General features: G+C 59.3%; 17 protein-coding genes. 11 read left to right on the top strand and 6 right to left on the bottom strand.

From position 1 onward, the window contains the following. Window positions 1-200 precede the first annotated feature (200 nt). Together FQ755_RS24020 and FQ755_RS24015 are read right to left on the bottom strand one after the other, a co-directional pair. Window positions 201-566, bottom strand: a complete 366-nt coding sequence (locus FQ755_RS24020; protein WP_144157515.1) for a hypothetical protein — start codon at window positions 564-566, stop codon at window positions 201-203. 147 nt (window positions 567-713) lie between these two features. Continuing rightward, window positions 714-1,232, bottom strand: a complete 519-nt coding sequence (locus FQ755_RS24015; RefSeq protein WP_144157514.1) for a DUF6471 domain-containing protein — start codon at window positions 1,230-1,232, stop codon at window positions 714-716. Window positions 1,233-2,121: 889 nt separating this feature from the next. Between FQ755_RS24015 and FQ755_RS24010 the strand changes: the two genes are divergently transcribed. The 4 genes from FQ755_RS24010 (at window position 2,122) to FQ755_RS23995 (ending at window position 6,879) form a co-directional block, all read left to right on the top strand. Continuing rightward, the gene (locus tag FQ755_RS24010; RefSeq protein ID WP_144157513.1) at window positions 2,122-3,528 is read left to right on the top strand and encodes a hypothetical protein; all 1,407 of its coding nucleotides are present in this window, start codon (window positions 2,122-2,124) and stop codon (window positions 3,526-3,528) included. Window positions 3,529-4,139: 611 nt separating this feature from the next. Then, window positions 4,140-4,943: a TnsD family Tn7-like transposition protein gene (locus tag FQ755_RS37590; protein WP_186308646.1), complete on the top strand. Its 804-nt coding sequence runs from the start codon at window positions 4,140-4,142 to the stop codon at window positions 4,941-4,943. A 31-nt stretch (window positions 4,944-4,974) separates the two neighbouring features. Further along, window positions 4,975-6,573, top strand: coding sequence for a hypothetical protein (locus FQ755_RS24000; protein WP_144157511.1), 1,599 nt, complete (start codon window positions 4,975-4,977; stop codon window positions 6,571-6,573). A 12-nt stretch (window positions 6,574-6,585) separates the two neighbouring features. Beyond that, a complete protein-coding gene (locus FQ755_RS23995) occupies window positions 6,586-6,879 on the top strand; it encodes a hypothetical protein (protein ID WP_144157510.1) in 294 nt (97 codons plus the stop codon). 70 nt (window positions 6,880-6,949) lie between these two features. On the opposite strand, the gene istB is transcribed toward FQ755_RS23995, so the two are convergent. Together istB and istA are read right to left on the bottom strand one after the other, a co-directional pair. Further along, window positions 6,950-7,717, bottom strand: coding sequence for an IS21-like element helper ATPase IstB (gene istB / locus FQ755_RS23990; RefSeq protein ID WP_144157509.1), 768 nt, complete (start codon window positions 7,715-7,717; stop codon window positions 6,950-6,952). A 12-nt stretch (window positions 7,718-7,729) separates the two neighbouring features. Further along, window positions 7,730-9,253 (bottom strand): IS21 family transposase, encoded by a 1,524-nt coding sequence (gene istA, locus FQ755_RS23985; RefSeq protein ID WP_144157508.1) that lies wholly within the window; start codon window positions 9,251-9,253, stop codon window positions 7,730-7,732. Window positions 9,254-9,540: 287 nt separating this feature from the next. Here istA and FQ755_RS23975 point away from each other — a divergent pair, with 287 nt between their 5' ends. The 3 genes from FQ755_RS23975 to FQ755_RS23965 all read left to right on the top strand — a co-directional run bounded on the left by FQ755_RS23975 (window position 9,541) and on the right by FQ755_RS23965 (window position 14,549). After that, entirely contained in the window at window positions 9,541-10,137 is a 597-nt protein-coding gene (locus FQ755_RS23975; RefSeq protein WP_144157506.1) for a TnsA endonuclease N-terminal domain-containing protein, read from the top strand. A gap of 52 nt (window positions 10,138-10,189) precedes the next feature. After that, entirely contained in the window at window positions 10,190-12,604 is a 2,415-nt protein-coding gene (locus FQ755_RS23970; protein ID WP_144157505.1) for a hypothetical protein, read from the top strand. Window positions 12,605-12,926: 322 nt separating this feature from the next. Then, the gene (locus FQ755_RS23965; RefSeq protein WP_144157504.1) at window positions 12,927-14,549 is read left to right on the top strand and encodes a hypothetical protein; all 1,623 of its coding nucleotides are present in this window, start codon (window positions 12,927-12,929) and stop codon (window positions 14,547-14,549) included. 228 nt (window positions 14,550-14,777) lie between these two features. Here the strand turns inward: FQ755_RS23965 and FQ755_RS23960 are convergent, their stop codons facing one another. Continuing rightward, window positions 14,778-15,116: a hypothetical protein gene (locus FQ755_RS23960; protein ID WP_260858825.1), complete on the bottom strand. Its 339-nt coding sequence runs from the start codon at window positions 15,114-15,116 to the stop codon at window positions 14,778-14,780. A 150-nt stretch (window positions 15,117-15,266) separates the two neighbouring features. Beyond that, window positions 15,267-15,611 (bottom strand): hypothetical protein, encoded by a 345-nt coding sequence (locus FQ755_RS23955; RefSeq protein WP_144157503.1) that lies wholly within the window; start codon window positions 15,609-15,611, stop codon window positions 15,267-15,269. A 339-nt stretch (window positions 15,612-15,950) separates the two neighbouring features. Between FQ755_RS23955 and FQ755_RS23950 the strand changes: the two genes are divergently transcribed. The 4 genes from FQ755_RS23950 (at window position 15,951) to FQ755_RS23935 (ending at window position 18,764) form a co-directional block, all read left to right on the top strand. After that, the gene (locus tag FQ755_RS23950; protein ID WP_144157502.1) at window positions 15,951-16,205 is read left to right on the top strand and encodes a hypothetical protein; all 255 of its coding nucleotides are present in this window, start codon (window positions 15,951-15,953) and stop codon (window positions 16,203-16,205) included. A 110-nt stretch (window positions 16,206-16,315) separates the two neighbouring features. Then, on the top strand, window positions 16,316-16,984 hold the full coding sequence (locus tag FQ755_RS23945; protein WP_144157501.1) for a lytic transglycosylase domain-containing protein: 669 nt from the start codon (window positions 16,316-16,318) through the stop codon (window positions 16,982-16,984). A 193-nt stretch (window positions 16,985-17,177) separates the two neighbouring features. Further along, window positions 17,178-17,978 (top strand): DUF2242 domain-containing protein, encoded by an 801-nt coding sequence (locus tag FQ755_RS23940; protein ID WP_144157500.1) that lies wholly within the window; start codon window positions 17,178-17,180, stop codon window positions 17,976-17,978. Window positions 17,979-18,488: 510 nt separating this feature from the next. After that, the gene (locus FQ755_RS23935; RefSeq protein WP_144157499.1) at window positions 18,489-18,764 is read left to right on the top strand and encodes a hypothetical protein; all 276 of its coding nucleotides are present in this window, start codon (window positions 18,489-18,491) and stop codon (window positions 18,762-18,764) included. The last annotated feature ends 48 nt before the right edge of the window (window positions 18,765-18,812 follow it).

Below are 18,812 nucleotides of genomic sequence, written 5' to 3'. Positions count from 1 at the left end.
TAGATCGTGTCCACGATCGCCGATCGTGGACACGATCTCCCTTGATCTACACGGACTCCAACACGCCATCACCATCATGCCTTGCTCGCGCGCGCGTGAGGACACGGCCCAGCCGAGCCGCTTACTCCGCATGTCCGCTTCTCCTCAGTGCATTGCAGTAAAATCCATTAGTAATACGAATGGATTTTGGCGGGCGAGCGTTAGGCCATCCAGGTGCAATCAGCCAAGTTCGCGGTCGGCGAGTGCTCGTCTGGCGTCACCGACCACAGTCCGTGTCTTGTCCTCGAACGTGCGGATTCCATATCCTGCGCACCACTATCCCAAACGTAGTCGGCCTGTTCCGAATCGCCGGGATTGCTTTGCAACTCATAGACCTGACCGGATTGAGTCACGCCGCGCATCGTCAATAAGTCAAACTCGACGACGACAGAGCTGACGCGTCCCGCGAAGCCGGATGAGTCGGCACCTACGAAATGACACGTGTCTCCATCGACCTCAAAAAATCTCCAAAACATCAGGTCAACGCTTGGTTGCTCTTCTACTGACCCGATTGTCCGGAACGACATGCTCGCCTCCGCGGCTTTGTTTTCTCAGCCAAATCGCTTGGACACCGCCGGATGCGGGTCCAACGTAGTGCGGAAAACGGAAGCAAATACGTCTGTTTTCATTCTAGGGCAAACAGTCGAAATGGCAAGGCGATAGTTGCAGAACGCTCACTGCAAGCGTTCTGCAACCGCAGACCGACCGACCGCAATCAGGTCGTCGTAATCGATGTAGCGGTCAAGGCTCAAGCTGCCGAGCGCGAGGATGCTTTGGAGGAATTCAGGGAGGGAGATGTTTCCTTGGTCGATGTGCGAGGCCAGCGTCTTCTCGGTCAGGCTGGCGCCGAGTTGGACCATACGCAGCGTCAGGTCGTCGACCGCCACGGCAGGATGCCTAGATAACTCCGCTTCCAAAACCGCTGTAGCGCGGACCTCCCAGCTATCCGACCGGGAAATGGCTTCGAGCCATAGTCGGGGCATCTTGGAATGCGTAACATGCAGAATCTGCAGCAGCATCGACAGCTTCACTCGTCCACGCATCACACGAAGTGCAAGCGACCGCGCACTCTCAGTGACCCCCACGGTTTGCAGCGCCGTTGCGAGTTCAGCGTATCCAATCCCTTTTCGCGCGAGGATGACGCGTACGACACGCGCAGCCATATCCGCCCAACAGGTGTCGACGTGACTCACAGGGCTCCTTGCAATCGCACAATGTTGGACTAAACTAAAACGAAGTAAAAATCGCCGAATTCTTTCTACGCAGTAGATGCTTTTTACTAGCCAATCTCGGAAAAGAAGGGCGGCAACAAAACAATTCTACTGTGTTCCAGAGTCGGGACGAAAGCGAGGATGCGGTGTGAGGGTGACCCTAAGAACGTGCAGCGTCTCAGACGGCGGGACGACACTTCGGGAGACAAGAAAAGCAGGAAAATCGAGAAAGCCAAAGTGCGCGAACGAAGAGCGAGGACGAGCGAAAACTCGCGCAGAACTTGCTGAACGAAAAATGTCAGTGTACAATGTGCCCCTATTTTACCCTTAAATGCGCGTTTGTCAACAGAGGCAAGACCGGACGAAGCGCCGCGTGCACTGTCGTGTTTCCAGACCAGAAAAATGGGGTGGCGTCGCAGTCGAGATTTTGGAGGTAGTAGCGCTGAACCAACTTCGCAAATAAAAACGGGGCAAAGAGAGTACCAGTCCCTTTGCCCCGCTTCCGGCAGACCCAATAAGAGCCTCTCCGTCACTTCTTGCGTGCGTAGGGTCTCACATTGGGTTCGCATTGTCAACTCGTGTCTGCTCGTTTTGCAGGCTCAGGGGGGAATTGCTCGCCCCTGATTTTGTGTGGGACCCGTATTATGAACACGCCCCTCAGCCGTGGCGCCGACCGCGCTTACCTGTCGCGCGGTGAGCTTTGCGCCCTCGATTCGTTGAGCCTCGATACCCTGCGTCGTCGATTGCCTCATCAGACCTGCTTCGCTGAACGCGCCAACGTATTTGCCGCGAACGTGGGCTACTGCGTTTTTGAGTGCGCTCCTTCACTCTTGTCCGTCCAAGACCGGTTCGGCGTCAATGGGGGACTCGTATGAGCACCGAAATCGTGAACTCGACCGAGAGCGTTGAGGCGCCACTGCAGTTGTCCACGTACTTAGCGCAGCCAGGCGAAAATCCGGCCCTCTCGCGCGCTCCGGCGCTGAAGACGAGCGCAGAGGCGGCTGCGGCCATTCAATTCCTGCCTGACTTCTTGCCCGACAGCGGAATCGAGCCCGACAACCGCATTCTGATACCGACGAACGTTCATCGCCGTCTCTTCATGGACGTTGCGCAGTCGGTCAGGGCGAGCGCCATCGAGCGTGACCTTTCCAATCCAGCATATCGCTCCAAGGTAATTGCCGCGCACCGCTTCATCAACCATCGGCGAGACACGCATGGGCACTCGGTGCTCGCCTCGGACGTGACCATCCCAAACGTATCGACGAAAGTCCATCTGGTCGTTGTGCCAAACGGCATTGGCCAGCATGCACTCATCAGCGCCTGCCAGCGTGTCTTTCAAACAGAGAACATGCTCTTCGAGGTTCCGCTTGAGGGGCGCCCAAAAGGCATCCGGTTCGCTCGAATGGACACTATCACCGCCCCCTTTCCACCTGACGGTAACCCCGCCAAGTTTGGCCGTACGCTCGTGAAGCAAGTCTCGCCCATCTTCGACGTAAGACACGCGTTAAAAGCCATACGAGAAGACGAAGTCGGCGCGGCGGTGCAGTCCCTGCTTCTATCGTTGAACGTCGGCATGGTCATCGTCGGTCCCGTGTCGCATCACATGTCCAAATCCCGGGTGGCCGCGGGCATGTGGTCGATGCTGGGACAAATTGCAGCGGCGACAGGCATTCCATTCGTCATCGTCGGAACCGCCGGGGCTGCAATCAATCTTCTCGAACAAGGCGACGCTGAAGCGGCGCTGACATCGCGCGGGGTCTACTGCATCGACCCGTTCCCGCTCAACTCTACCAAGTGGGAGCTTACGGCCGGCTCGGTCTGGCTGAAATACTTCCGCGCGGCAGGCGCAGAGCCGTTTGCGTGGTTCACATCTGCGCTGCATGCCGTGAGCCTCGGCCGGGTCGAGCTTGCATTTAAGGTCGGGGCCTTCGTCTCCGGGACGTGGTCAACAGGCGGCAAGGTCGAGCTTTCCAAGGCGCAGTTCATTGCATACGCCTATCAGGCGCTCCTGTTGCAGCAACCGATGCTGGAAGCGGTGCGTCGCGCACAGCGCGCTGGTACTTTCACGCTCGGTCGTATCCGGTGGTTCAGCGATTGGCTCCAACTCCCTGCGGTTGTGCAGTCTGTTCTTGCTCTTGACGGCGACAACGATTCTGAGAAGGCTCGCGCCATCATGACGGCAGCCGCACTCCTGGAGAAACTGGTGAAGGACGCGAACCGCGCAATTCAACCGACTTGCACGCCGTCTGCCAAAGAGCTTCAAAAGGCGGCTACATGAGCACGTACACTTTCTTCGCAGCCGCGGAAAGCGAGAGCGCCTGTTCCATACTCAAAATGGTCGCACAAACAACAGATTCTCGAGATGCGAAGGCAGCGTACGCGTCGTTTTATCGGCACGCGTGTCCTCTCGTCAACTCGCTGCCATGTAGAGCCAGTCGGTTCTGCGCGATAACCGAAAACTCCTATGGCCCCCCAGCCGTCGTCCTGGCCGCCAACAGCCTTGCCGAGTGGCATGCCGTTGGAATGACCGCTCTGTCGCGTGAAGCCCTCATGCAAGCGCTGACCGACGGCTGGGTCCGTACTCCATGTCCTTCGTTCGATGCGCTCTGTCAATGCGGTAACCGTACGGAGCTACTGTGCCCTGAATGTGCGCGTATTGATGCCCAAGTCCTCGGCCGAGTGGCGAACCACACCGCTCATTGCATCGATTACGTAACGCGATGCGTTCACCATGACACGCTTCTGGAGTGTGGCGGTGCTGGAAGCCGCCTTGAGGCGCTACTCATACATTCTGGTTCTGAGGCTGCGCACCGGAACTCGGCGCGGTACGCACAGTTCGCGACCGAACTCACGACGCACTCATTCGATAGTCAAACCGCTTGGTCGGAAGTGACACGACTTCTCGCCGAGCGCCGCTACCTCCTTGATTCCGGCCGTTGGAATCTGGCCAGCCTGCGGCGTGACTTCCAACGGTTCTTCTCCTCTGGCTTCGAAGACCCGCGGCTCTTTCATATCACCGAAGGCGGAGACTATGTCGAATCCGCTGTCCGCAAAGCAGCGCGAGGGCGCCCCATCCATCCGACCATGATTGTTCTGCTTGCCATGTTCGGGACCGGGGCGGACCGATTGCCCGTGCGGTTGCAAAGCGCTCGACCGGTTGCGCCGGAGACGACGAAGGAGCAGTGGGAGCTCGAGGAGCACCGGTCTCAGTGGCTTTCTACGTGCGCACAAAATCCGAACGTTTCTCGCTCATCGATTCGTCGTCTCGCTCCGGCGGCGTGGGCGTGGTTGTATCGCAATGACGAAGCGTGGTTAAAGCGCAACCAGGCACCGACGATTCGTCGGCATGGAGGGAGGAGGCAGAAGGTTGCGCCGACTGCTGTCGAGACTTTCGTCTCATCAACGCAAGAAGATTATCGGGCCTCGAAACATGGCAGGCCGCCGCTTCCGTCTGCGTATCAGACCCGACTCGCGTTCGGAATGCGCGACCACGCGTTCGCTCTGCTCTCGGAGCGGCTCGGCGGGGCTGGCCCCTTCGCCCAGACTCCTGGCCGGAAACGCGTTTTCATTGCGCGCAGAGAGGCGCATGCGTTGAACGTGGTCGCTCCGGGGTCTTTCGCTCAAGCGGACACCTCTGTCGCGCGCATCGCCAACCTTCGTCCGGAAACCCTCCCCGCGCACGCCAAACGCTAACGGGCCGCAGGCCCAGCAATCGATGACAAATTTGAAACTTCCCAGCGCCTACTTCCCGATTGAAGAGGGTGAACTACTGACGAAGTATTTTTCGAGAACCAGTGCCAATGCTCATCACGATGTCCTGACCGCTGCCTGGTATGCGCCGAGTGGCCTCGACCGCTACATCGAGCCGTTCAAAGACGTAATCGGAACGTTTGAGGACCTTCGCGGCCACCACACGTTCCTGCCTTTGCAACTGAGGACGACTACCCGGGAGCAAGCCGACACAATAATCAAACACACCCGGCACAAGTACGCGGGCGGAATACTGGCACCGCTGGGAATGAATGGTCCAAATGGCGGTCGGTTTCAGGTGCTCCCCACCATGTGCCCTGAATGCGCGCAGTCGAACATAGCCCTCTGCGGTACACCATTTTGGAACCGAGCCAACATGGTGCCGGGACTGTTGTTTTGCTCCGAGCATAAGCGCCCTTTCGAGGTCGGATGCGAAGGATGCGCGGTCACACAAGACCACAACAAGCTCGTTTGGCCCGGCCAGCACTGTGGCTGCGGCCTCAGGCCACTTGAGGAAGTATCGAAGATGTCGTCTTCCCAGCAGGAGCATGAGGTGGAGCTACATCGGGTCACGAAGCTGCTGCTCAATCCGGATTACATGCCAGGTTTCACCCGCGACGCCATTGCAGAAGTCGCCCGACGTCGCAGCCAAGAACTGGGACTTATCGAAGATGACGTGATGCAGACGGAACTGGCCCACGACCACCTTTCGCAACATTCGATGAAGAGACTCTTAGAAAGGTCCGGAATTCTGTCCACCGGGGGCCTTTCATGTGACCACGTCACGGGAAAGCTTGTTTACCTAAATCCGTTGCAAAGCACTGTGCTGCTGATGGCGCTTTTCGACGATTGGAGTGACGTCGAGAACGCCGTCGAGGAAATCAATGCAGGCGACATTCAACTCAAGCCCCTGAATCCAAAGCCGGGAAAAAAGCTCCTCGAGCCGGAGCCTCTCAACTATCACACGCTTCGACAGAGGATGTATATGGAAAGGAATCGCGGGTGGTTGAGAGCGAGGGAGCAACTCAAATACATCGCGGTTCGCGAAAAAAATCCGCATCTCAATCATGCGGGGATTCGGCTCGAGGTGGGATGCCCCAGACATTGGGCGCCTACGGTCGAATCGCTGAAGGCCGCTGGAGAGAGCGTGCCAACAATCATCTTTGACCCTGAAAAGAACGAGGTGATTGACCGGCTACTATCAGAGCGAGTAGTCAGTGTCGCGCTTGAACTTGCTTACAGTAAATGCGAGAAGCGAGTTTCGGTGGACAGGCTTCTTGCCGGCACCATCCTCTCCAAAAATACGCAATACCGTCATCTCTACCCGCTGACCGACGAAGCGCTGACGAGATACACCGAGAGCCATGATGACTGGTGCGCGCGGGTCGGTCGACCGCTCTCCAAGAACGCAGCAGGAAGAGCCCGCGCGCGCGAAAAGAGCAATAGGACGAGCCCGGGTCCACGGAAGAACCAACGGCATTCGGACCAGAGCTCGGTGTCGCCCCTTGTCGACTTTCTGTTGTCCAGCGATGGAGAGCAAGACGCGTCCGAGGCGGCGCTGGGGTTTGAATGATGGAGGCGTGTCATGCGAAAACTTCCGGATGAGCAACCAGCGTTCGACCCCGCCGTCGACGTTTACGAAGAGCGTCCCCGCAAGCCTCGGGCTTCGGGATATCGTCGTCAGCCTTATATCCGTGAGACTGCGAGCACCGCGACGAAGTCTGAGGCTGAGCAGACCAATTCTGGCTGCACTCCAGAACACGCCACGCTAATCGAGCAGACCGACTTCCATATCTTCGATTTGCCACGTCCCTTCGCGATGCCTCCAGGCCTTGAGGTCGAGCCGTTCGATGAATACTGCGGATTTCGGCGAACGTGACCGCCGATTTCGGGAACGTGACCGATTCGGCGCGTTTGGCGTTGCGCGGTATCGATTGTAGGTTTCCTTGTCAGTTCTGGTCGAGTTCGGGCTCCAGGGTGTTGGGTTTGGGTAAGGCTTTTCTGAGCGATTCGCCGGTGAGCGTGATCCGGTGATGACGCTGCATGAGACGATCGAGCATTGCATCGGCGATGGTTTCGTCGCCGATCCATCCATGCCAGTGTTCAATCGGTAGCTGGCTGGTGACGATAGTGGCCTTGCCCGCCGAGCGGTCATCGATCATCTCGAGCAGATCATTTCGAACCATCGCATCAAGGGGAGCCATTCCCCAGTCGTCCAGCAGGAGGACGTCAACGCGAGCGACCTGCAGCAGCCATTTCGTGAAGCCGCCGTTGCCGTGCAGAACGCGCAGTTCCTCACTCAGGCGCGGCACCCGCAGATACAACGCCGAATGCCCGCGCCGGCAGGCGTATTGCGCGAGCGCGCAGGCAAGCCATGATTTGCCGGCGCCGGTTGGGCCGCTGATCAGCAGGCTGTAGCCCGCTTCGACCCAGTCACCGAGAGCGAGGCTTGTGAGTGAGCGCTGGTCTACGCCGCGACCGGCGCGTGTGTCGAGGTCCTCGATTGCGGCCTGCGGATACTTGAGTCGAGCCAGCTTGAGCAGTCGGGTACGGCGCCGATCATCACGCCAGATGGCTTCCCGGTCAACCAGCAGCGACAGCCGTTCCTCGAAGCTCAGACTGGCCGCGCCGGGCTGCGTCAATTGTTCTTCCAGGCCGTCAGCGAAGCCGTCAAGCTTCAAGGTGCGCAGTTGTGTCAGTGTCTGTTGCATCATCATGGCGGGTTTTCTTTATTGGTAGTAGCCGGGGCCGCGCACATGCGCGTGGCTCGGGCTGATCCAGTCGGCAGGCGTTGCTGTGGTTGCCCGGTCGCGGTTGTTGATCAGGATGTCGCGCACATGGCGGTAACGGTGCACACCGAGTTCCAGTGCCAGCACACACGCTGCTTCGAGGCGCTCGCGGCCATAACGACGTGAGAGCGAGAGCAGTCCGAGGCACGCCCGATAGCCATGTTCCGGGTGACGTTGTTCCTGTAGCAGCCGGGTGACGAGCGCGCCGGTCGCCGCGCCGATCTGCTGGCCCCAGTGAATCAACCGCTGCGGCGTCCATTCGAGATGGGCGCGGTGTGCGGCCGGCATGTGTTCGACGACGGTCGTATAGCCGCCCGCGCGGTCATTGCGGGCGTGGCTCGCGACACGGCGACCACGATGCAGGAGTTCGACAGCGCCAGCGGTGATGCGCGCATCGAGCTTGAGTCCGACCAGAGCGTGCGGCACGCTGTAGCGGTGTTTGTCGATCTCGACGTGATAGTCAATGTGAACGGTCACCGTCTTGAAGCGCGCCAGTTCATAGGGCTGGGCTGGCAGCGACTGCAATGCCGGCGCGTCCAGTTGTGCGAATGCGCTGGCACGGCATCCCGGCAGCTTCTGGAACGGGCGCTCGTTCAGATTCCTGAGCAGCGGACCGATGGCCTCATTGACCGAGTGGACCGACGCAAACCGGTGATGACGCAGGCGCGCCATGATCCAGCGTTCGACCACCTGGACCGCAACTTCTACTTTCGGTTTGTCCCTCGGGCGATATACGCGAGCAGGAAGGAATGAGGTGCCGTAATGACGCGCAAAGTCCAGCACGGTGTCGCCGGCACGAGGTTCATAGCGGTCCGGATCGGCAATCATCGCGCGCGGGTTGTCCGGCACGATGAGCTGCGGCACACCCCCATAGAAGGTCAGCGCGCGTGCGATGCCGCCCAGCCAGTCCTCCATCGTTTCGGCCGGCGTCGCGCACGCGAACGTGTAGCTCGAGGCGCCCATGGCAGCCACGAAGATATGCGCGCGGCGTCCGGTGGTCAGCGGCAAAGTGGGACCGGCAAAGTCGACAAACAGCTTCTCGCCAGCGCGGTGGATCTGACGCATCGAGCGCTTCAGTCGTTTCGTGAACGCCTTGTAATGCTCGCAGAACTGCGTGTAGCGGTAGGTCTGCCGGTCGGCGAATTCGGCCTGGTACTCCTCCCACAGCAACGTCAGTGTCACGCCCTTGCGGCGCAGTTCCTGATGGATGCGTCCGTAGTCGGGCTGGGCGTAGGCTGCCGGTCCCGCAGGCTTGCCGAGAAGCCGCCGCTCGAGTTCGGCTTCATCCATGTCGCAGGCACTCGCCCAGTCCAGCCCGGCGGCACCCGCCAGTCCGACGTACTTCGTGACCACGCCCTTGGAAATGCCCAGCGACGCGGCGATCCGGTCGTGCGAGAAGCCGCCGTCGAATTTAAGTCGTAAAACGTCCTTGATCATGCGCATGTTCATCCGGTGCGCGGGCATGCTCTCTCCGGCAAAAGCCGGCGAGCATAGCCCGCGTGGTTGATGTCATGCGCAACGCCTATCCTGCCTTCCGGTCCGCTCGGTCACGTTCCCGAAATGCCCGGTCACGTTCCCGAAATCGCCGGTCACGATCCCGAAAAGGCCGGTCACGTTCGTCCGAAATACGCAAATACGGCTGGGAGACTGGGGAGAGGTACGAATCGATACTGGAAGCACGGACGCCATCACTAGCCACGCGCGGGGTGTTGCCAAGCTTGAAAGAAAACCGGGTACTCCAGGCCCTTTCGATGGGCGAATTCACAATCCAGCTCGCGTTGATGTTCCACCCATATGTGGTCGATATTCGTGAGCAGTATCCGTACTACACCGACGAAGCGTATCTACGGGCGCTGGCCGGTGGCAAGAAGATGAACCGCTCGGACCTGCTCACGTTTGACTTGGTGCTTACGTATTGGCATCCAAAGCTTCGCACGCTGCGCTACCACGTCGTCAGCGTTAAACATGCCCGTCACGTCCTTGAGAAGAAGGATGAGGACCGGACAATCAAGGAACGTACGCTTTCCGCTGGCCGGCACTGGACGTGGGAGATGCTGCGTTCGAACGCGATTCCGAGCCGAGAACTCGGGAACTTCGCCGCGCTGTGGTCAATGGCAAAGAGCCAGAAGGTCCGCCACCTGTACGAGCCTTCTCGAAGTTTTGCAGACAACCTGATGTCCCACAGCGTTCGCGGAACCTTACACGCAGTGCTGGAGCGCCGCGCAAGCAGCATGGGCGTCAGCATGAACACGGCCGTTCATCTTTTCGTGTCGGCCGTGTCGCACGGATTCGTCACGTTGGACCACTCCAAGCGCGTTGACGCGCGACTCTCGATTCCGCTCGCTTAAACCTCTTCATTCAGGCCGGCGCTTCAGCCGGCCGTGCTTCAAGGAGAAACTCATGCGCTCGCATATCATGCCTCCCGCGGCGAAGGAGAGCTCGCCCGTTCCTCCGCCTCGCATCATTACGGACGAAGCTTTCGCAGCGCGCATCATTGAAAGCTACCATCGGCGAGCTTGGCCCTCCGGGCTGGTTCCGATGAAACTGTTTGCCCGCAGACGAGATAACGGGGGTTTCTTCTATCGGGCGGTAACGTGGGACGCGCACAATCGCCACCTCTACGTGCTCCGACTGGTGGCCGGAAGCGGAAGCAGCACGCTCTATGGCGGTGGGCATTGGGAACGCTGGAATCTCGATGACGCTGATGACCCATTGAGCGACGTCTATTCCATCTCCGACATCTTCACGCCAGATGAAATCCAAAAAGAGTCCATTCCTGTCTCCGAGGCGAGCTTGGTTGGCCTTGAGCGTCGGAAGTCTATCGTCAAGGCTTATTCGGATGTCACGGTCGACTACAACGGTGCGCCGAAGGACATGTTCAATCCGTTCATCTTGAGCGACCCGACCGCCAGGGCGGAGGCGCTGCGTCACGTCTGGCAGAACATGGGACAGCAACCAGGTTATCAGACCACAATCCTCGAGTATTTCCACAGACACTGCGCTTACGGTGGCGTACCGCGCGCACTGATTAAACGAACCTCGCTTAGAGGTGGGGGAGGCAAACAGCGCACAGCGGTAAACACCCGTCGCCCCGGCCCGAGAACGCGGTTGGAAAAAATCGCTGACGACAAGACCGAGTATTTGGGGCATCCACGGATGATGCGCAAAACACATGTGCGTCCGGCAGACTTCGCCAAGTTCGTCGTGGCTATCGAAAAATACTACATCGGCGAAAGGATGACGCTCATCAATACGTACAGCGCGATGGTGAGCGACCAGTATGGGAAGTATCCCGAGCGCTTGATTCCCCGTTGGAAGCAGTTCCTCTACCACGTCAACACATACATCCTCGCAGCGACCGACGCCAAGCGAAGACAACTCGGCCGTCGGCTTTCGCGAAAGTATCTATCCTCGAAGTCTGGGCAGGCGACACACCTGACTCTGGACATGAGTCTCGAAATCGTTGACGTTGATGGCTTCGTTGCCAAGGTACCTGTTGCTGCGCTTGTTGCCGGCAAGATTGAACCCATCTTCGTGACCATCATTTTCGCGGTTTCCCGGCGAACGGGAGCTGTGGTCGGGTATGAAATCGCGATGGAAGGAGAGGACAATGAATCATTCCGGCGATGCATAGCCTCCATCTATATTGACAAAGCCAAACGTGCACGCGAACTCGGCCTTCGCGACGTCAATGACTTGGTGCACGGTTCAATCGATGGTGTCTTCGTCGATAACGGCGCGGGTGCAAGCGACGCTGTTATCGCCACGGCGTGCAAGGAGATGCATCTCATCATGTATTTGGCGCCCCCGGCAGCAGGCGAAAAAAAGGGAACCGGTGAGAGCCTGAACGGCATCATGTTGCGGTTGATGTCAGAAGCTCCCGGTGCCTACACGCGGCAACAAGCCTTGCTTTCGAAAGACCTTCGAGACCGCGCAAGAAAGGAAAAGCCCATCACGGTCGAGCAATTGGAAGAGTTGGTCTTGGTGGCTATCCAGCACGTCAACCGCTTTTCGAAGAAGCGCCATCTGCGAAGCGAAACCATGCGCATGAACGGCTGCCACCATATCAATCCGACTACTCTCTGGGGGTACCACCAGGCCGCACGCATCGGCGACCAAAAGGTCGAACTGACCGAGCAGGAGGCTTGGGAAAAGTTTATCCCGTGGTGTCCCGGTACAGTTCGCGGCGGGAAGGTTGGTTACCTCTCGAAACGGTGGAGGTCTGATGAACTCGATGACCACTACGATGACTTTATGGCTTCTCGGGCTAGCAAGTCAGAGCAGATGAAAATCGAGTACAAGCGTGTCGGAGTTCATGCAGCGACGCTACAGTGGCGGGACAATCGCGGCAACCGCGGGGAGTTGGGACTTGTGCGGGAAGACGAGTTCATGGTCGAAAAAGTCACTTGGAAAGCTCTTGAGCTTCGTAACTGGGATGACGCTGCACTCGCGGTAGAGGATGAGGTTGAGCAAGGTAGGCATCGCCACAAGGCAAACACTCTCACCAACAAGGCGCAGAAGAAGGTGGACGACCACCAGCGGCGCTCGAACAAGGCGCTCGATACGGTCCTCGAAGCCGAGACGATTCGCGGAGCTCGCAAGAACGCGAAGGTGAGGCAGGATAGGAAGCGCTTTGCTAGAGCGGAGGGTTCGACAGCGAATGTTGACGAGGCACAGGAGCAGTTCGAGGCTGTGAAGTCGGAAGTGTTCCTCACCGAAGATGGCACGGTCGTCGTCGACGCTGATTTCGACGATGAATACGATGCAATTTTGGCCGCACATTTGCGCGCCGCGTCGCAGCGCCTTGGCGCGTAGGCGTCGCGCCCTGCTTCTCTAAGCGGGGCCGCGCGCCCGTACTCCAGTGAGCTTCTCAACGCTTACCGCAGGGCCGGGGCCGTTCGACCGCACGCTTCCGACGCGGCCGGCGGGCTTCCGGGGAGGCACCGTTGGGCCCCTACCGATAAGTCGTCGCCTGAACTGTGACGGCATTTTGGGCAGTCCTTCGCCTCGCGATGTCAAAAATATTTAGCAAGCAATTGTTTTTAAACGATATTTTTCATCTCGAACAAAAAAATTTGCGCGCCGAAGTCACGCCGCCCTATAATTATAAATAGCGCTCTGTGACAAGGAATGAGCAATGCGTGACCACGTACTTGAACTGCTGTCTAGTGAGGGGCCGCAGTTGAGCGGCCAGCTTGCTGTCGGCCTTGAAAAATGGCTGGGCATCACGCCGGCGGCAGCGAGAAAGAAAGTCGAACGACGAAGCAAGTCGGTACGCGAGCTGAAACTGCCGTTCGCGCGCAAGGCAAAGTTCCTGTATACGGCGGCGCAATACGGGAGCGATAAATTCTGGAGGCGATTAGCCGAGGCGCTCGAGGAAGGTAACGGTGCATATGCGCGAGTGATTCGAGCTCTCAGAGCGCGTGGCGGCCTTCTTCCGCTGGCACACCTCGCATCTGCGGCAGGTATCTCGTCCGGCGACCGCCAAATCTCCTTCGAACGTGTTTGGCAGGACCTTGTGGCCACTGAGCTGTTTCAGACCATCGAGGTACCTGGTTTAGGCGAGTGCTTTGCTTTCGCGAAGAAGGACGCCTCTCTTGAAGAACTGCTCCCTGAAGTCCGCGCTCGACTGATTGCTGAGACCGTGCTGCTCCAGTCTGTTCAGGACTGGGCGGCAAGACTTGCGTTCGGTAGCTACGGGACATTTAAGCAGCGGAGCAACCAACAGGGTGCCGCACCTACTGTCTCCATTTTTCAGTGGGATTTGACGGCGCCGTCATATGTCAGTGCACTGGCAACTTGGAGTAACGGTCGCCCGAATCCCGGTTTCATGGTTTTGGACGTGCTCTTGAGGGAGGAGGTCGGGTTGAGCGACCTCCTGCCGTTCATCTACAAGTGCAAAACGCTACGCCAGGTGCATAAAACTCGCACCCTGCAATTCTTCGTCGCCCACCAATACAGCCGCGAAGCCCTCGACGCAATCCGCCGCGAAGGAATCATCCCCGCGACAACAGAGTCGTTGTTCGGTACCGACGTGGCCCGTGCGCTGATGGAATTGACCGCCACGCTTGCGCAAGTAGCAACACAAGCAATCGACCCCGAGAAGTTCTCTAGGTTGTTCGAAAAGCTCGGCAAGGTCGAGGGTGCAGCCGGCACGCTCCGCGGGGCGCTGTTCGAATTCGTCGTCGCAGATGTTATGCGAAGGTCGGTGGCCGGCGCTAGCATCGACATGAACAAGATTTATCGCAAGGACGGCAAAGACATTGCGGAAGTCGACGTCCGGGTAGTTGTGCCACGCCAGGAGATTCGATTCATTGAATGCAAAGGGCTAATACCTGGCAACCTATTGCCAGACAACGAAATTGAGGCCTGGCTGACCAAGCGCATCCCGAACGTCCGGAAACAGACGAACGATAATCCGGAGTTCCAGAATCTCAAGCTCACCTTCGAACTCTGGCTCACTGGAGAGCTTTCTGCGGAAGCTCAAAGAAGAATCGCGGAAGTGCAGGCGACCGTGCGCCCGAACCTCTACACCGTTAAAGTCATGCTCGCTCGAGACATCGAAGAGTCGGTGAAGAGATTCCCGGACCTTCAAGGGGTCGTGAAGCAGCACTTCCTGGAGCATCCGACGGCGGCGCCGATTGATGTTATCAATCCGGTTTCGAAGCGGAAGATTTCTCAGGCCGCGGCCAGGTTTTCACACCTCGCGCATAGCGATTATGGAAGCGAGCCCACCGGCGCTGACCAAAGCGCAGCCTGACGAGCCCGTGCTTAAGCATAACTATTCGAACTGCGCCAACTGAGCGAATTTTTTCGGGTGCAACGTGGGCTCATTCTCGGTCGCGGTGTTGGAGGCGTGAAGTGCCATTGATTTATAAGGATTTTTCGAATCCTTAAGGACAATTAGCGCCTTTAAGGGCAATTGTTAGAACCTGCCACTTTTCACCGCTTTCACCAGCCTCGTCAATTCGCAGCCCGCGGCATCATCCTAAGCCGGCGCGAACACCACCGCCCCAACTCCGTCGATGTGCGTGAAGCTGCGAAAGAAGCGATACGTCTCCTCTCCCACCGTCATCTGATTCTTACCGGGATGCGTGGATTCGAGTATGCGGTCGGCCACGGTGGTGGCAATTGAACCGTGAACGGTCAACGGCGTTTCCTCATCGGACGGATCGCCGACGTAGATTGAACAGACGTCGCTGCCGTGCCGCATCATGACGAGGCATTTGCCCTTGTCGAGCGAAAGTTCGAGATAGCCGGCCAGGGCCTGCACCCACTCCTGGGCCATGTCCTGCGGTGGGTGATTCAAATTCGAAGCGGTAGCCATCGTGCGGTTCCCCCGTCAAAAGCGCTTGTCCTGAACCGAAGCTCGCCGCCGAGAGCGTCTCAAAGGCGTAGCCGTGTTTCCACTATAAGCGCCCGCGCCTCGATATGTTAGGTAGCACGCGATTCCCGTTCGGCCGCCGTTAAAAGCGGCTCAAAGCGCCTCGTGGCAAAGCGCCATCATCCGCTGCACCATGGTGCTGGCGCCGTTGAGTTCCATCTCATTGGTGAACAATGCGTTTACGCTGGATAACCGCACCGCGACGCCGGCTTCGAGCAAGTCCTGGCTGGCGATCTTCAGCGCGAGTTGACCGATCAGCACGCGGTCGAGCCAATGCATCCTCAGCCCGTTCTTGCCAAGCCATTGACGGCAGCATTGCACGACATGGTCGACGCGCCATTCCTGAGTCAGGGCATACGAAGCCGCTGCAATCGCGACGAGGAAACACAGCAGGTCGGGACGCGCGCTGTCGGGCTCGGTGAATTCAGGTTTGTTCATGGATCGGCCTGCCTGCTGTCGTGACTCAACGTCCACACGTATGGGCGCGAGCATGAGAATCAACACCGTTGCGGATCGGACCTGTGCTGCTGATCGGGCCCTGTCTGCATTAAACAAAGACGATACGTTACACGGGGAAACCTAAAGTTGCTCGCGCATGCATGCGGATTCTTGCCGCAGGCACGCTTTGGTAAACCGGCGTTACTGATCTGGCACTGCTGTTGCACCCGTCGCGCAAGGCGTCTTTTATACTGCGAACCGTCCTTGTCCGTCATCCGGCGTGTGGCGTGATCGTCACAGAGACATCGCCCGCGCCTTTTGCACACGAGTTACTTACACATGAAAGCAAGTCGCACCAGGTTCGCCCTCATCAGCGCCGCGTTGGCACTCGCCACCATCGGCAACGCCAATGCGGCGGGTTGTATCAAAGGCGCGGTGGTGGGCGGTGTCGCCGGTCATTACGCTGGACATCACGCGGTAGTGGGGGCGGTGGGCGGCTGCATCGTCGGCCGGCATCTGGCCAAACAGCACGCGCAACAAGCCCGGCAGGTCCAGCAGCAGGCAGCCATGCATCAGCAGATGCAGGCGCAGTAAGCGATTCGGCTCATGCACGACGCGGATTTGACAATGCTCTGAGGAATTTGTGCCGTTTTTTTAGGCATCGGTATAATGCGGGTCTTCTCCTCTCGATCGGTCATCGTTCCATGAGCCGCTTTCTCTGTCTGATCATGCTGTCGCTGGGCCTGGTGCAGATTGCAGCGGCGGATGAAAACGATCACGACCGCATCTCCAGTTATCTGACGCAGAAATTCGGCGTCGCCCGCGCGAAAGCAGAGCAGATCTCGGACGCCGTGCAGTCCGCCGCGGCCAAGTATTCGCTGCCGCCGGCGCTGCTGCTGGCCATCATTTCGATCGAATCGCGCTTCAAGGAAAAGGCCAAGGGGCCGCGCGGCGCGACCGGTCTGATGCAGGTGGTGCCCGCCGCTCATCGCGGCCTGCTGAGGAACGTCAAGGACCTCACCGAGCCCACCGCCAACATCGAAGCGGGCTCCGCCATTCTGCACGGGTATATGCAGTCGGCCGGCGGCGATCTGAATCTGGCGCTGAAGAGTTACGGCGGCTCGCTCGCTTACGCGCAAAAGGTGAGCATGCGGGTCGAGACCTTCACGCCGGTGGTGGCGAGGCCTGACAACGCGCCCTCCGCCGCCGCGCAAGCCGCAGCCTGTGACGACGCCCATGCCGCCACCGACTGCGCAGCGCCGGCCAACGGCGCTCGCTCGTTCTACGTGCCGGCGGCGAGTGCTGCGGCTGGCTCGGCCTCGCCTGGGTTGTCGGCGGCTACGGCGGCTACGGCGGCTGCGCCGGCACCCTGACGGCAGCGCGGCAGGCCGGCACCCATCGGGCCGCGCGTAGCCCTTTGCTCGGTTAGTCCATGTCACGCTGACAAAGACCCTACAAAGCTATTTGTTTCAAGGCGTTATGTCGCGCGCGCGGGTTTTCGCTCCAGCGTCGCAACCGCTCTACAATGCATGCCATTCGACGTTAAGTAGTTCGCCTCCCAGAATCATGCGTACCTCATTTTTTAAAGCCACGGCAGCGTCGCTGTCCGGATTGCTCGTGCTCGCCGCCTGTTCGAGCGCGCCCCAGCCCAAGTTTCAGCAGGAACAGTTCGATACCGGCGCGAGCCCCTTCGCCCGCAATTTCAACGCGAGCACCACCGACACCTGCGAAGCCGCCCGCCGCGCCCTGCTAAGCCAGGGCTACATGACGACGCTGACGCATTCGGACACGGTCGACGGCACGAAGAACTTCCAGCCCAGCGGCGATTCGCACGTGGTGGTGGAGTTTCACGTCGTCTGTACGCCGGGCGAAGAAACCGCCGACACGAGCATCGTCTACGTGAACGCGGTGCAGAACGGCTTTGCGCTGAAGAAGAGCGACACGTCGGCGAGTGTCGGTTTGAGCGTGCTCGGCTCGGTATCGTTGCCGATCCGTTCGAATAACGACGAAATGGTGAAAATCTCCAGCGAGACGATTCCGTCTGGCACCTTCTACGATCGATTCTTCGGGCTGGTCGATCATTATCTGCAAACCGTCGTGCGGACCATGCCGGTCAAGCCGACCGACGTCATCAGCACGCCGCTTCCCGTCCCCGCCGCGCCGGTGCCGGTGGCCGCGCCGATTCCCGTGGTGCCGGCGCCCAGGCTGGCGACCACGCCGGTGGTGGCGCCGCCGGCGAGCGCGTTGAGCGTGCCGGCGTTGATGCCGGCTGCGCCCGTTGCGCCGCTGGCGCCCGCCGCAGCGGACGAGCTGGGTCATCCGGCCATCGCGGCGCAGCCTGCCAGCGCGCCCAGCGTCAGCCCGTAACCGGACGCCGCCGCGTCATTCGCCCGTTTCCTGCCGGCTTCCCGCGCCACCCGCCTTAAAGTTATCCGCCGCGAGGCCGTTTAACAGATGTCGGAGAGGCGCGGTCGCGGCTTCATTGCGGCCCGTTGCGGTCGCCAGCGCACATACTGCATCGCGTCAATACGCGCACATTGGTATCCATCAGTGCGGGCATTTGGCGACGCGACTTTGAGCATTTGTGTTGCTATTTAGTCAAAAACTACCCAGCAGTGCGCCGGCGAGGCATAGAGTTAAAGTGATTTCTGAAGTTACTTGTGCGGTGCGGGGGTGTGCGATGAAACGCAGAACGGCTCGACAGCTTGTCCGTCTTCTCTCAGACATCAGACATTCGGCTCATTGCAGTACGTTGCGGGCCGCGGCGACCAACCGCGCCATGGAGCTGGCAGAAGACGAAGCCGACGAGGCGTCCGCTTCGGAAAGTACCGACGACACGCGTGACGTCGCTCAGGACGAACGCATGTGGAGAGGATCATGAGAACCGCCAGCGAGCAGTCTTTGCGCTTTCTCGTCGAAAAGTGGCTGGCGCCGGGGCCGTCGATTCCCGTTCGCGTCACCGAATTCAGCCGCACCCGGATGGGCCGCCGACGTTACGTGCGGGTCGAGACCGCGCTCGCCGCCGGCGCGCGCAGCCTGTTCTTCTTCCGCCACGACGACGGCTGCTGGTGCGTATTTCCGCCCACCGCGGATAGCCGCAGCGTGGTGCGGGAAAGCGTGAGCGCGGAGTTATCGATGGCGGGAATGCAGTAAGTCCCCACCACAATCACGCGCCTCTGGCATCCGAAGGCCGCGTCGCCC

This window comes from Paraburkholderia sp. BCC1885 (assembly GCF_900996235.1).
GTDB lineage: Bacteria > Pseudomonadota > Gammaproteobacteria > Burkholderiales > Burkholderiaceae > Paraburkholderia.
The sequence above is the reverse complement of the archived record's forward strand: the minus strand, read 5'-3'. Positions and strand labels throughout refer to the sequence as shown.

What these genes read in the sequence shown, in the direction of transcription:
- istB (WP_144157509.1), bottom strand. Translation starts at nt 7,717, where the DNA reads ATGATGATGCAACAGACACTGACACAACTGCGCACCTTGAAGCTTGAC.
- FQ755_RS23955 (WP_144157503.1), bottom strand. Translation starts at nt 15,611, where the DNA reads ATGAACAAACCTGAATTCACCGAGCCCGACAGCGCGCGTCCCGACCTG.
- FQ755_RS23965 (WP_144157504.1), top strand. Translation starts at nt 12,927, where the DNA reads ATGCGTGACCACGTACTTGAACTGCTGTCTAGTGAGGGGCCGCAGTTG.
- FQ755_RS23945 (WP_144157501.1), top strand. Translation starts at nt 16,316, where the DNA reads ATGAGCCGCTTTCTCTGTCTGATCATGCTGTCGCTGGGCCTGGTGCAG.
- FQ755_RS23975 (WP_144157506.1), top strand. Translation starts at nt 9,541, where the DNA reads ATGGGCGAATTCACAATCCAGCTCGCGTTGATGTTCCACCCATATGTG.
- FQ755_RS23960 (WP_260858825.1), bottom strand. Translation starts at nt 15,116, where the DNA reads ATGGCTACCGCTTCGAATTTGAATCACCCACCGCAGGACATGGCCCAG.
- FQ755_RS23940 (WP_144157500.1), top strand. Translation starts at nt 17,178, where the DNA reads ATGCGTACCTCATTTTTTAAAGCCACGGCAGCGTCGCTGTCCGGATTG.
- istA (WP_144157508.1), bottom strand. Translation starts at nt 9,253, where the DNA reads ATGCCCGCGCACCGGATGAACATGCGCATGATCAAGGACGTTTTACGA.
- FQ755_RS23970 (WP_144157505.1), top strand. Translation starts at nt 10,190, where the DNA reads ATGCGCTCGCATATCATGCCTCCCGCGGCGAAGGAGAGCTCGCCCGTT.
- FQ755_RS24010 (WP_144157513.1), top strand. Translation starts at nt 2,122, where the DNA reads ATGAGCACCGAAATCGTGAACTCGACCGAGAGCGTTGAGGCGCCACTG.
- FQ755_RS23950 (WP_144157502.1), top strand. Translation starts at nt 15,951, where the DNA reads ATGAAAGCAAGTCGCACCAGGTTCGCCCTCATCAGCGCCGCGTTGGCA.
- FQ755_RS23935 (WP_144157499.1), top strand. Translation starts at nt 18,489, where the DNA reads ATGAGAACCGCCAGCGAGCAGTCTTTGCGCTTTCTCGTCGAAAAGTGG.
- FQ755_RS23995 (WP_144157510.1), top strand. Translation starts at nt 6,586, where the DNA reads ATGCGAAAACTTCCGGATGAGCAACCAGCGTTCGACCCCGCCGTCGAC.
- FQ755_RS24020 (WP_144157515.1), bottom strand. Translation starts at nt 566, where the DNA reads ATGTCGTTCCGGACAATCGGGTCAGTAGAAGAGCAACCAAGCGTTGAC.